Raw genomic sequence first — 13,014 nt, 5'->3', positions numbered from 1 at the left:
GCACTTGCGGCCATGCTCGCAGGGAAACCCGATATTCATCAATAACTTGCTGTTCTGTCCAGCAAGTTATTCACAGCGTTGCCCCCAAAAACTGTGAATAACCGAGGCTTCGCTGCCCTCCCGGTCGAACTCGTGCTCAGGCATCTGCCCGGCAACCGGTTTCCTGCCCTGTCCCGCGACCGTAGTCGAAGGCGGGGCGGCGTCAAGGGGCGAGGGACCGTGTTGCCCGCACCATCCCTCGCCTTATTCCTTGACACCACCCCGCCTTCGACTCCTTGGGCCGCGCGGGCAGGAGCCCGGGCGCCAGGCAAGAGCAGAAGGCGACCCCGAGTTCCACCGGGAAGGTTTCGCACGCAAGCGGCAAGCCCCCCACAGCCCGTCATTCAACCCTCTTGCTGTGGAGATTGTCATGCAACTCGCTTCCTCTTTCCGTTACGGCTCCCCGATGCTTCGCGCTGACTCGCCCCTGTCGGATGACCAGATCCATCGCGTTGCCCCGTCCATCTTCGCAGACGGCAAGCACGAAAGCCGCTCGAAACGCTACACCTACATTCCGACCATCGACGTGCTGCGCGGCCTGCGCAATGAAGGTTTCCAGCCGTTCATGGTCTGCCAGACACGCGTGCGCGACGAAGGCAAGCGCGAGTACACGAAACACATGCTCCGGCTCCGCCACGCTGACCAGATCATCGGTGACGAAGCCAACGAAATCGTTCTGCTGAACTCGCACGACGGCACGAGCAGCTACCAGATGCTCGCGGGCGTGCTGCGCTTCGTCTGCCAGAACGGCATGGTGGCAGGTGACAACATCAGGGACATCCGCGTGCCCCACAAGGGCAACATCGTCCAAAACGTCATCAACGGCGCATTCGACGTGCTCGAAGGCTTCGATCTGATCCGCGAGCAGAAGGACGGCATGCGTGCCGTCGAGCTGAACCGCGACGAACAGCAGGCGTTCGCCCGCTCCGCACTTGCGTTGCGCTACGACCCGACCGACACCGAGGCCTCGGCCCCAGTCACGGAAAGCCAGCTACTCGCACCGCGCCGGTTCGAGGATCGTCGCGATGACCTCTGGACGGTCTTCAACCGGGTTCAGGAAAACCTCACCAAGGGCGGCTTGCACGGACGCTCGCGCAGCGGGCGTGCGATGTCTACTCGCCCGATCACCGGCATCGACCAAAACGTGAAGCTCAACCGCGCGCTGTGGATGCTCGCTGACGCCATGCGCCAGATGAAGGCGTAAGCGCTCGGGGGGCGGCGCTGTTCGCCGCCCTGCCACCTCATTCCATCAGGAACGCTGTCCGGGTCACGTCCTGACGGAATACGGTAGCACCCCGACCCGGAATCTTCTATTTTTCTGGAGTCAATCATGCACGCCCAAGTCGAAACCGTCACGGCAGACACCGCCGAAACGACTGGCATACTCGAAACCACCTTCGGCAACGAGCAACCCGTCGTCACCGTCCCGTATTCCAGCCTGCGCCGCTCGCCGCTGAATGCGCGCACGACGCCCCTGTCGGGAATCCCGGGCCTCGCCGCCAACATCCGCGCAAAGGGACTGCTGCAGAATCTCGTCGTCCACGAAATGAAGGGGACGCGCGGCAAGCAGCGCCGGTATGGGGTCTGTGCCGGTCAGCGTCGCGAAGCCGCGCTCGACCTCCTGTACGAACAGAAGCACATCGCCACCGACTATCCGGTGCCGGTACGGATCGTCAGCGAAGGCGAGGCCCTCGCCATTTCGCTGATCGAGAACAGCGAACGTGAAGGACTCGATCCATTCGACGTGCTGCGCTCGTACCGGATGCTGGCCGAGGAAGGCCGCAGCGTCGACTATATCGCCGTGCTGTTCTCCGCCTCGCCCCTCACCGTCAAGCGGCGCATGAAGCTCGCCAACGTATCGCCTAAGCTGCTTGCCCTGCTGCGCGAGGACGGCATCACGCTCGACCAGTTGGCCGCGCTCGCCCTTGCCGACGACCACGAAACGCAGGAACTGATCTGGTCGGAAGCGAACGAGTGGCAGCGACAGCCGAATTATCTGCGGCAGGCGATCACGCGCGCAGAAATCGACGCAAGCCGCAGCCGCCTCGTGCGTTTTGTCGGTCTCACCGCCTATGAGGCAGCGGGCGGCCATGTCCGCCGCGACCTGTTCAGCGACGACGAGAATGCCGGATTCATTGCCGACGTGGAACTGCTGCAGCGTCTCGCTGGCGACAAGCTCGAAGCCGTGGCGGGGGAAGTCCGCGCCGAAGGGTGGAACTGGACCGAGACGCGCATCGAGCGTGACGTGCTCGAACTGAACCGCTACGACAGGCTCGATCCAATCAACCGTCCGTATACCGGGGACGAGCAGCGCGAGATAGATACGTTGACGGCGCGGCAGGACGAACTCGCGGAGCGGTACGACGCCCTTGCGGAGGACGATGAAAATGCCTACGAGGAAGGCGAACGGATCGAGGTCGAATTGAACATCGTCACCGCTGCGATTCAGGCACTCGAAACGCGCACCCTGACATGGGACGCACAGCAAATGGCCGAAGCGGGTGCGTTCGTCATTCTCGACCCGCAGGGTAGCCTGATCATCGAACGCGGGCTGATCCGCGTCGACAGCGACGCCGCGCACGATATGGAGGCAACCACTGTCGGGCAGGCTGTCGCCGCGCTCAAGGAGGCCAATCGGAAACCGAAACCGGTTCACAGCGCGAAGCTCTGCCAGCGCCTGACCGCCCATCGAACCGCAGCTATCCACGCGGAACTGATCGCGCAGCCGTCCGTCGCACTCGCCGCACTACTGTTCCGGCTCCTGCCGGTCGCCTTCCCCGAGCGGTACGGCGTCGGGCCAAGCCGGGACTATCTGGAGCTTAACCCCACCAGCAACCACGATACGTTGCTGAAAGCCGCCGATGACCTGTCTACCAGTACCGCATGGGGCGTCATCGACGCGCAGCGCCAGCAGTGGCTCGCGGCCCTTCCCCGCAATCTGGCCGACCTGCTGCCGTGGTTGACCGGACAAGACGCCGGCACGACGCTGCTCGACTTGCTCGCGTTCTGTACCGGCACCGTGCTCGACGGGGTCATCGGCACGGAAGGGCCGCACGCAATCAATGCCCTGAGCAATGCGCTGCACCTCGACATGACCCGGTACTGGACGCCGACGCGCGCAACGTATTTCGATCACGTCAGCAAGTCGCGTATCGTGGACGTGGCCATGCAGGCGGTTTCGCCCAAGGTCGCCCTCGACCTCAGCAAGATGAAGAAGGGGAACGCCTCGGCCACTGCCGAAATGCGGCTGGCAAAGTCCGACTGGCTCCCGGAAATCCTCACCGACCGGGAAGTACCGCCTGTCTGCGCGCTCGGCGTACACAGCATGTCGAACGATGAGACGGACGAGGACGAAGCGAGCGCCGAGGAAGTAGAGGCACAGCCTGATGCGGAATTGGTCGAGGAAAATGTCGGGGCGTGGCCCTACCCGACCTCAGCCAGCATGGCGAACGCGGAAACCGCACAGCACACCGCGTAACTGACCACTCCCTGCCTGTGCCCAAACGCAGGTGGGGAGTAGTTTTAGCGGACGTGTTCACCGGCCCAGAATGCAACGGCAACCAGCACCGCAAACAGACCGATCACGACAGACAACAGGTAGCCTAGTCTGCGCGTCAGACGCCGCCCGGATACCTCGATACTCCCCTGCGCCTGTCTGGCCGCAGACTCCATCGCCCGCTCAAACAGGTTCGCTGCCTCGTCCATCCGCGCCCGCTGTTCCCGCGCCGCCACCGCTGTCGCACCGACGAACCTGTTCCCGGCAACGCTTGCAACCCGGTTCGCCATCCGTTCAGCGAGCGAAGTGATCGATACCGCATTGAGTTCTGCCAGCGCCGCCTGGTATCTCGCTTCGTGTTCCCGGATCATGCTCTCGGCCAACTGGATCGTCGCCTTGCAGCGCGCGAGCGCGTCACGATGCTGGCGCATCAGGACATCGGTCGCCTCCTCGGCCTCTTGGCGCACGGCATCCAACCCACGATCTCCAGCCTTGCGGATACGATCCGGCATCGCCTCGTAAAGTCGAGCGTAGTATTCGAGCACGGCGATCATCGACCATAGTGCATCGTTATCGCGCAGATTCATCGTACCTGAGATACGGCGCATGCGCAGCAGGCTCGTATCATCTGGCACTTCGCCCGCGACATCGAGAAACAGGCGGGCGAGTGCATCAGACGGCTTCGCCCGCCGGTTACGCATCGGCTGTCACCCGGGCGAACATGTCGCTATATAGGGCGCGCCAGCGCAGCAGTTCCGCCCGCTCGCCGATATGCATTGTTTCGGCCGCCCTGCGGATCGACAGACGCTGGCTGCGAAGTTCGTCCGCCACCCGGTCAGCGAGATCGGGAAAATCCAGTGACCGGCCCTGCGCCTCTACAGCCTTGCGAAGTTTCGAATCGCGGTACAGCGTGAACTTGTCTGGCGTACCAAAGTACCCATTGCGTACAACGTGCGTAAGCGCATGCGGGAACGTCTCGCCAAATTCCATCAGCAGTTCGAGGCTGTCCCGCTGCCGGTTGATGACCCACAACACAACGAGACGCCGCGCCAGCTCATCCAGCGTACCGGCAAGTGTTCCGCCATATTGCGCAACACCTGTCTGACTACGAGCCGCCGTGTTGACGATGACCGTCGCATCGCGGTGCGTATCGCAGAAATTGACGAAATCAATCCAGCCTCCGGCCTCGTCCAGATCGCACGACGCGCATTCGACCTCGTCATGGACAGCCTTCATGACATCGGGATTGGACGTGTCCGTCTCCACCAGTACGACGTGAACGTCCGAACGACGGAGATAATCGACCAGCGCCAGTGTCACGAAGCTCTTGCCGACACCGCCTTTGCTGCCGCCGACCATATAGATGGGGTGGTTTTCCGTTGCCATTTCATTCCTCTACAGGTTTTCGGTATCCGGCCTGATCGGAAATCCGAGGAAGCCTTTTACCGGCGTGGATTCCGGCCTGGTTATTCCCCCATCCCTCTTGCTTTGTGATCCGGTGCGTGCATCGCCTGTCTGCGATGACTTCGCCTGACTGACTTTCTTCGCGCGAGGCAATGCCGCACCAGTATTTGTCGTGACGCGCCTTTCAGTCTGTGCAGACCCGTCCTCTTTCGCTGCACGCTGCATTGCATATCGCAACGTGGCCGCACTGATTTCCACGCCGTCCCGCGCTATCTGCTGGACGATTTCTTCCTGCGTATAGCCCTTCTTCTGTGCGTCAATGATTTGAGATCGTATTGATTTCATGGCATCGCGAACATTGACACGATGCTCATGCGCGGGCTTCTCCGGCAGCGCATCGAGACGGCGTGCGGCAGCGTCCCATTGCGCCTGGGTAAAGCTCTTCACCATCGGCATGATTCGCTCCTGCACGCTGCCTTCATGCCATCTTGCTAAGGGGAATAACGCGCGTCAACCCCTGAAAACAGGCGCTAATAGAGGCAATGGAACGTGCTGGAACGACTAGGAATTTGCCAGAACAAAAACTTTTTTTGCGCCCTAGCATACCGGTGACGTACTGAAATGTGCTCGCACGCGGATCACGACAAGATCAGATTTTTAGTTGAGTGATCGACGGCTTTTTGCGTTGGCACCCGACAGCATGTGGAATCCATCCAGCTTCATGGTGCGCCAGACAACCGCCAGACTTGATACTACGTTTCCGGACGGCATGACTTTTACCACGCGACCTGCCGGAGTCATCTCGCTTAACTTACGTGAGCGGTGGCATTCTCGCTGAGGAATCCGCACGGTATCGGAAATTTTTCTGCGCGATGTCCGGTAGCCATGCTTTCGTATGTTGCACCAAGACGCCCAACATTACGTTTCGGTCAGGTCAACTATTTGCTTGGGCACGAAGACCTGTCCACGCGATACGCCGTTCTTTTCTACCATGCTGGTTCAGCTTGCCGCGCACGGTGTTTCATTTTCTTGTGCGAGCGAACACGTTTTCTTGCGGTAGGAGTTCATCTATCTGCGCAGCCACGGTCAACCTCGCTCACGGGATTTGCGAGCGGAAAATTCAAGAACATAAAAACGAGGGATGGCAGGATAGGCTTGCGCCGGTTTTGGGCGCCCAAGGGGCCAACGCTTGAATTCCAGAGGGTCGTCCGCGCTGCCTCCGCATCGTCATGGTGGTCGTGCGCGTCGTATTCGTCGCCGACGCACTGAACTGGATGTCCAACACTGGGCCTACACGGAACACGACAATCTCATGTTGCCGCTACAAATCATCATCCTCATGACTGGTAATTCGTCAAACGCCGAGCCCGTCTAAAGGTAAAGGTCGTCGTTGAAACGAACGCATTAACGCGGAGAAGCGTCCGCGCGCGCCGGCCAAGGCTTCACGATCTTGCCGCGGATTGCCGCAAGTCCACAGTCGAACGGGGTCACTGGGGCCGCCGCCCGCTGGCGCGTCGAACATACCGCGCGAACAGCCATTGCGATCCGCGCGCCATTGCGTCGAAAGGCGATTGCCGATCACACCTCCGAGCGCTTTAGCCGCATTGACACCGAGAACCGCTCCGCCGGGTGAACACTGATCGATACCTCGAACGTCTCGCCCGCCGAGTCGAGATAACGACGCACGATCTCAAGCGCCGCTGTACCCGCATCCACTTTCAGCCTCTTTGCCATTTCATCCAATATCAATGCGCCGCGCACGTCCTGCTGGATCTCCGCGATGCAGCGCCCGTAGCGCGCTTCGAAAAACGAACTGATCAACGTGTCCGGCTGCGCCCGGACCGCGTCCGGGATGTCGGTGTAAGCGGAATCGATATACACATCAGTCCAGCCGATGGGCGGACTCTTTCTGTCGCCGTCGATCCGCAGACCTAACGGCAGGCCAACTATTCGGCCGCCAAGATGGGTGTGGTCGGTCTGTCGAAGTCGATTGCCCTCGACATGGCGAAATTCAATGTGCGATCCAACTGCATCGCACCGTGGGCGTGGACCGCAATGACGGCCTCGATCCCGTCGGAAACGCCGGAACAAAAAGCGCGCGTCGAGATCCTCAAGCGCATGGAATCGCGCAAGATTGCGCCGCTCGCGGTCTGTATCGCCTCTGACAAAACCGCCAAAGTTTCGGGCCAGATCTTCGGTTTGCGAGCCAACGAGATCTACTTCTTCAACCAGATCCGCATGATCCGCTCTCTGCATCGCGACGGCGGCTGGACGCCTGAAGCGATTGCCGAACAGGTGATGCCGGCATTCGAATCCAGGTTCTTCCCGAACGTCCCTTCGATGGCGCTCACGCCTTTGGATCCAGTGTAAGCGATCCCTGCCAGGCCCGCGCCCGACGAAGCGGGCGCGGCGCGAGCAATGCGGTGGTCAGCCACTTGGCAATGCACTATCGAATAATCCATTGCCGATCGCAACCGTTCGGCAATATCCGCATTCCGAAATGGAGCGGCATGCGGCTGTTGGCCATCCATCTAGTTGACAGATGACTTCTTGGCGCCAGACAAAAAGAGCCGTACCACAAGTTGCGCCCAATGCTTACTGGCTGTTAGCGATTCCGTCGGAAGCAGCAGAAAGCGTACGCCTCCGTAAGCAAGGCTCGCGAACATCGCGGTTGCATCCACGCCATCGTCGAACCAGATTTCGCCTTGGGCGATCAGGTGGTCGAAGAACAATACAAGCGGTCCAAACGTGCCACCTTCGCGCAGGAAGCCGATTTCCTGAGTGACCCGCGCCATATGCGGGAATCGCGGCTCTTCTGCAATCACGTTCCGGATGATCGATCGACGCATTGGGTTTTGGCAAATCGCGTTGATCCACAACGCTGCATCGACTAATTTCGCCTCCAGTTCGCGGGGATCATGCCGAAGGTCTGGTAACGGATCCTCGACGATCGAAGCCATACTCAAAATCACGGCCTCGTACAGGGCTTGTTTGTCGATGAAATGCCGGTAGAGCGTACGCTTGCTCGCGCCTGCGCGCCTGATCACTCCGTCCATCGTGGCGCGATCAAACCCCGACTCCTGGAATTCGGCGGCAGCAGCGGAAAGCAGGCGCTGGCGTGTGCGGGCCTGTCTCGTGGAGCACAGTTCGGCCGGTGGGGGCGGTTGAATCAAGTTGGTCATTTCGGTCGCCGCCATGCTTGGTATGGATCTCTGCAATCTGGCGTTTTTGGACGGAACTGAAAGCATAGCAACGGTTAGATTTCCGTGGTTAAGGATGCGAACGGGCCACTCTACTTGACGGCCCAATTTTGAACTCGCACATAGCCCAACGCGATTCGAAGGTTCCATCGTACTCCGCATGAGATCGCATTTACGAATAATATTCGAATATCTGTTCAAAAAGGAAACTGGGTAGTATCCTTCCAAAAAACCCGAGCGAGGGAGGAGCATGCAGCACGTCATCATCATTGGGGCAAGTATCGCCGGCGTATCCGCAGCGAAGGTTCTGGCTCAGCACGTTGGCCGGATTACAGTCGTAGAACGCGATACGCTTGATTCGGGGCAGCCGCACCGCATGGGGGCACCCCAGAGCCAGCATCAGCACGCACTTCTTGGGCGAGGCCGGGTAGAACTGGATGCTCTATTTCCGGGCTTCAGTGAGCGCCTCCTCGGTGGCGGCGCCCATTTAGTAAATCCCGGAATGGACTTCGCATTTTTTGGTCCGACGGGTTGGATGAAACGCCAGCCTGGCGTGGAGACTCTATTCCAAAGTCGCACGCTTCTAGAGAACTCGCTTCGCACGCTCGCAACAGAGCAGATCGCGAACATCGAGATCCTTTTTGGTCAAGAGGTCATTGGCCTTCTGCATGACGCAAATGCCAGACGGGTCTTGGGCGTGAATGTTCGCAGCCGCGACGATGGGTCTGAGCGGATGATCGAGGCTGATTTGGTCGTAGACGCGAGCGGTCGAGCGTCGAAATCAGTCGCGTGGTTGGAAGCCCTTGGAAATGGCGCACCAGAAGAAACGATCGTAGATGCTCATTGCGGCTACAGCAGTCGCTGGTACGCAGCTCCTTCGGAACTTCCCGCCGGGTGGTGGTGGAAGGCCGCCTATTCGGCATCGAGCCTCGACAATCCGATGGGAGGATCGCTGGCTCCGGTGGAGGGCGGTCGCTGGCTCGTCACCACCTGGGGCTACGAGCGTCAATATCCGCCGACTGACACGGCCGGTTTCAATGAGCTGCTTCGCCACGGCTTGCGCACTCCGTTGTTGCATGAGATGACGAGTCTCGCTGAGCCCATATCGCCAATATATGCATTTAAAGGCTTTGTAAATCGGCGACGGTGGTTCTCGCGCTGGGAAGGCTTACCGAAGGGTTATATCTCCGTCGGAGATGTCGGCTGCGTTTTCAATCCCGTCCACGGTCAAGGCATGACCTCCGCTGTGCTCGCAGCACGGTCGCTCGAGGCCGTAATTGGGCGCGAAGGCCTGGATCATCCCAATTTGGGACGACTTTATTATCGTTACTCGGAGAAAGTGCAGGACATCGCCTCGCAGCTTTCATGCGGATACGATTTGCGTTTCCCATCTGCGGACGGAAAACGCCCCCGCTTCTTTGCAGCGCAGAACTGGTTCTTCGATCGGTTTGCCGAGGCGGCGCAGAAGCATCTAGATCTCTACATCAAGTTGATGCGGGTGATGCACCTGCTCGACGATCCCGCTGTGCTAGGCACCCTCAGCGTCACCGCTCGCGTTCTGGCCCATGCGTTTCGGCCCGGTCCCGGCGCCAAGGACCGTACCTCGCCAATGCCTGCGTTTGACTATACCCAGCGGTCGATTCGTCATCCGGCGGCCGAGTCCAGCGAGCCGAACTCTACGCCAGAGTGGAGGAGCGCCCGGATCGTGCGAAAGCGCAAGGAAGCGGACGGCGTCTTCAGCTTCCTGTTGCAGCACGAAGATAACGAGGCGCTTCCAGCGTTCGACCCCGGCGCCCATATCGACATCAGACTGGGAACTCTCACTCGCCAATATTCACTTTGCAATGCCCCTGAGGATGACGGTCGTTTCTTGATTTGTGCACAGCGCGAGGTGGAGAGCCGAGGCGGCTCCAGAATGCTATGCGACGACCTCCAAGAAGGTGACACGATTTCATGGCGCGGCCCAAAGCAAATGTTCCCGCTTACAGATCCGGAAGCCTCCGCACTGTTGCTCGCCGGTGGGATTGGCATGACACCGCTGCTCGCGATGGCCGAGAAGCTGCATGCGGTGGGCACGCCGTTCGCTCTGCACATATTCGTACGAAATGCGGCGAGATTGCCGTTCCGCGAACGGCTAGCGACTGCGCCGTACGCACGCTCCGTATTCGTTCATAGCGACGATACTCCGAGCGCGGAGCGAATAGATTTGAGCCAATTGATAAAGGAGGCAACGGCTCGGCACCTCTACATTTGCGGACCTGGCGGCTTTATCGATGCGGCGCTAGCCACGGCAACCGCTCAGGGGTGGCCGGAAACCTGTGTACATGTCGAAAGATTTTCCGCAGGGCAGCCCGATTTTCGGAGAAATCGCTCTTTCACAATCACACTGGCAAAGAGCGGGCGCACGCTCGAGGTCCCGGCGGATCGATCCGCCCTTGCAGTGCTGAACGAAGCTGGTTGCGCAATCCCAACATCATGCGAGACAGGCGTATGCGGTACCTGTGTCACCACTATCGTCTCGGGTGACCCGGATCATCGCGACAGTTTCCTCGATTCCCGTGAGCAAGCGCAGGGACGACTGTTCCTGCCCTGTTGCTCACGTGCGAAGACGTCAACGCTTGTGCTGAATCTGTGAGCGACGTAAGTGTTGGCCGGGATCTGCGGACCACGAGTTGCACGCAATTTGTTCAATCATAGGCTGCCGTATCCTGGAAGTGCATTCTGGTTGAAGTGATGCCAGTCGCTTCAGTTCAATGTGGCAATGTAATCACATAAATTAGGAGAACCAAGTCATGAACAAAATGGACATACGAGCGTTTGCGCCCGAAGAAACGGTCGCGCAGACCACGCAGGCACGGCCGATTGTATGGTGGGCGCTCGTCGGTGCTGCATTCTGGGTGTTGCAGATCTACGTGATTGGGTCATGGCTGATGTCCGGCAAACTGGCACCAACACCGCCTGGCCCGGATCCAATGCCGCTCCGCACATCGATTGCTATTCTTGTCGTGCAAGTGGTCTTTGGTATTTCGGTAGTGTGGGGATTCTTGCATATTGCCTATACGCTGATAAAGAAGCGGGAGTTTTCTGCATTCAACCTCATTCAAATCGGGTGGGTAGCGATGACATGGCAAGATCTGATCATCGGCTACGTGCGCCCGCAGTTTGTCTTTAACTCGCATATGGTGAACGTCGGATCCTGGGGAAGCTTTATTCCCGGATGGATCAGCCCCAACGACCATCTGATGCCCGAGCCTTTGGCAATGCAGCCGTCCATGTATGTGGCGTTGGTCCCGGCGATGGTAATGTTCGGCGTCGGCGTGATGCGGTGGGTCAAGGGAAAATGGCCGTCGCTGAACGGTGTGCAACTCACTCTGGTTTGTGCCGCGGCTGTGATCCTTAACGATCTAGTCAACGAAGCAGTCCTCTGCTACCTTGGCGTCTTCGCTTACGTCGGAGTAATCCGAGCGTGGAGTATCTTCCCAGGAACGCCGGAGCAATTTCCGCTCTACGAGGCGATCATTTACGGCGTTGTCATTACATTCAGCGCAGCGGCTTTCTATTTTACGGATAAGGAGGGCCGAATGTTCTTCGAACGCGGCGCCGATCGCGTCTCGTCGGGATGCGCTCGCGAGATTGCGCGTGGCCTCGCGGTAAGCGGTTACGTAAATATAACTCTACTCATTTATGCCATCCTGCTGATTTGGGTGTCGTTCTATATCGACGAGCGCCCCAAATTGCCCAGCTATCTGGATAACGGGATCTGCGGCGGCACGTCCGGCTACCCATGCCCCGCTCCTGGAGTCCCGATCCAAACGCAAACGAGAAAGTGACATTCTGGACTGCAGCAATCAGCCGAGATCAGGGCAGTATCACAGGCTTCTCCCTCGCATTAGTCGGTCTCGCCAGATTCTCTATTGCGAACAGGAGGAGCCGCCAATATTCAGGCTGAAAGGACGCTCTCGCTCTCGCGTGACGGCGGCATCTTGACCGTCACGCACAACCAACCCGATACTTTGAATGCCTTTAGTGAATAAAGATACGTTAAGGCATCTCGATCTTTCGTTAAAGTCGCTGAAGATTGCGGGCCAAGGGAATGGCTCAAGGCGCACTGTGAGACCCGCACCGTTCGCTCAGGTGTCACGGTGTAATGGAAATCGGCTGCCTCCACTTACCTATCTACCGAACCGCGCACGTTTTCGTGACGACCAGGACCAGCTCGCTGTCGAATCCCATCAGCGCGCCGGCCGAGCTATTCAGGACGGCAGGTTCAGCGAGCAGATCGTGCCCGTGGCACTGCATACGAAGAAGGGCGAGACGGTGTTCGACACCGACGAGCATGTGCTGCCCGGTACGACCGCCGCGGATCTCAGCGTTCCAGAAAGACGGCACGGTCACGGCAGGCAACGCGTCCGGTCTCAATGACGGCGCTGCGGCACTCTTGCTGATGACGCGCCGCGCCGCCGAACAACGCGGCCTTCGTCCGCTGGCACGGCTCGTTTGCTGGGCTCACGCGGGCGTCGATCCGCAGTACATGGGCATTGGCCCGGACCGGCAACGCGCAAGGCGCTGCAGCGCGCGGGCCTGACCGTGGCGGATCTCGATGTGATCGAAGCGAACGAAGCCTTCGCAGCGCAGGCTTGCGCCGTAGCGAAGGAGCTAGAAATCGACAGCGCCAAAGTCAACCCGAATGGATCGGGCATCTCGCTCGGCCATCCGATTGGCGCAACTGGTGCTGTCATTGCGGTGAAAGCCATTCACGAATTGCACCGTCGCGGCGGCCGTTATGCGCTCGTGACGATGTGTATCGGCAGAGGCCAGGGCATCGCGGCCATCTTCGAGCGCGTTTAGGGGCCGCCTGTAGCGCTCAATCATTCA

The 13,014-nt window shown here is 59.4% G+C and carries 10 protein-coding genes and 2 pseudogenes; 7 read left to right on the top strand and 5 right to left on the bottom strand.

The annotated features are described in order from the left end of the window. The first annotated feature begins 409 nt into the window (after positions 1 to 409). Entirely contained in the window at positions 410 to 1,243 is an 834-nt protein-coding gene (locus tag OKW43_RS21475; protein ID WP_429451750.1) for a DUF932 domain-containing protein, read from the top strand. A gap of 126 nt (positions 1,244 to 1,369) precedes the next feature. After that, positions 1,370 to 3,517, top strand: a complete 2,148-nt coding sequence (locus tag OKW43_RS21470) for a ParB/RepB/Spo0J family partition protein (RefSeq protein WP_429449681.1) — start codon at positions 1,370 to 1,372, stop codon at positions 3,515 to 3,517. Between the two features lie 44 nt (positions 3,518 to 3,561). On the opposite strand, the gene OKW43_RS21465 is transcribed toward OKW43_RS21470, so the two are convergent. The 4 genes from OKW43_RS21465 to OKW43_RS21450 form a co-directional block, all read right to left on the bottom strand. Beyond that, entirely contained in the window at positions 3,562 to 4,236 is a 675-nt protein-coding gene (locus OKW43_RS21465) for a hypothetical protein (protein WP_429449679.1), read from the bottom strand. Next, positions 4,229 to 4,921: a protein mobD gene (locus OKW43_RS21460; protein WP_429449677.1), complete on the bottom strand. Its 693-nt coding sequence runs from the start codon at positions 4,919 to 4,921 to the stop codon at positions 4,229 to 4,231. Before OKW43_RS21460 ends, OKW43_RS21465 begins: the two co-directional genes overlap by 8 nt. 9 nt (positions 4,922 to 4,930) lie before the next feature. Continuing rightward, positions 4,931 to 5,395 carry a hypothetical protein gene (locus tag OKW43_RS21455; protein ID WP_429449675.1) on the bottom strand — a complete coding sequence of 155 codons (465 nt, stop codon included), beginning with the start codon at positions 5,393 to 5,395 and terminating at the stop codon, positions 4,931 to 4,933. Positions 5,396 to 6,517: 1,122 nt separating this feature from the next. Next, complete coding sequence (locus tag OKW43_RS21450; protein ID WP_429449673.1) at positions 6,518 to 6,820, bottom strand: UTRA domain-containing protein; 303 nt, start codon at positions 6,818 to 6,820, stop codon at positions 6,518 to 6,520. A 57-nt stretch (positions 6,821 to 6,877) separates the two neighbouring features. Between OKW43_RS21450 and OKW43_RS21445 the strand changes: the two are divergent. After that, a pseudogene (locus OKW43_RS21445) lies at positions 6,878 to 7,309 on the top strand (SDR family oxidoreductase); the annotation flags it as partial. Between the two features lie 161 nt (positions 7,310 to 7,470). Here OKW43_RS21445 and OKW43_RS21440 read toward each other — a convergent pair. Next, the gene (locus tag OKW43_RS21440) at positions 7,471 to 8,121 is read right to left on the bottom strand and encodes a TetR/AcrR family transcriptional regulator (RefSeq protein ID WP_429449671.1); all 651 of its coding nucleotides are present in this window, start codon (positions 8,119 to 8,121) and stop codon (positions 7,471 to 7,473) included. Between the two features lie 268 nt (positions 8,122 to 8,389). On the opposite strand from OKW43_RS21440, the gene OKW43_RS21435 reads away from it, so the two are divergent. From OKW43_RS21435 to OKW43_RS21420, 4 genes and pseudogenes are all read left to right on the top strand, one after another. Beyond that, a complete protein-coding gene (locus OKW43_RS21435) occupies positions 8,390 to 10,774 on the top strand; it encodes a 2Fe-2S iron-sulfur cluster-binding protein (protein ID WP_429449669.1) in 2,385 nt (794 codons plus the stop codon). A gap of 157 nt (positions 10,775 to 10,931) precedes the next feature. After that, positions 10,932 to 11,969: a spirocyclase AveC family protein gene (locus OKW43_RS21430; RefSeq protein ID WP_187639320.1), complete on the top strand. Its 1,038-nt coding sequence runs from the start codon at positions 10,932 to 10,934 to the stop codon at positions 11,967 to 11,969. A 187-nt stretch (positions 11,970 to 12,156) separates the two neighbouring features. Then, positions 12,157 to 12,724, top strand: a pseudogene (locus tag OKW43_RS21425) (hypothetical protein). Continuing rightward, positions 12,637 to 12,987 carry a hypothetical protein gene (locus OKW43_RS21420; RefSeq protein WP_429449667.1) on the top strand — a complete coding sequence of 117 codons (351 nt, stop codon included), beginning with the start codon at positions 12,637 to 12,639 and terminating at the stop codon, positions 12,985 to 12,987. Before OKW43_RS21425 ends, OKW43_RS21420 begins: the two are co-directional and overlap by 88 nt. The last annotated feature ends 27 nt before the right edge of the window (positions 12,988 to 13,014 follow it).

Origin of the sequence: Paraburkholderia sp. WC7.3g, assembly GCF_050436345.1 — a bacterium.
In the GTDB taxonomy this organism is placed as follows: Bacteria; Pseudomonadota; Gammaproteobacteria; order Burkholderiales; family Burkholderiaceae; genus Paraburkholderia; species Paraburkholderia podalyriae.
Note: the sequence above shows the minus strand (reverse complement) of the source record. Positions and strands in the feature narration are given on the sequence as shown.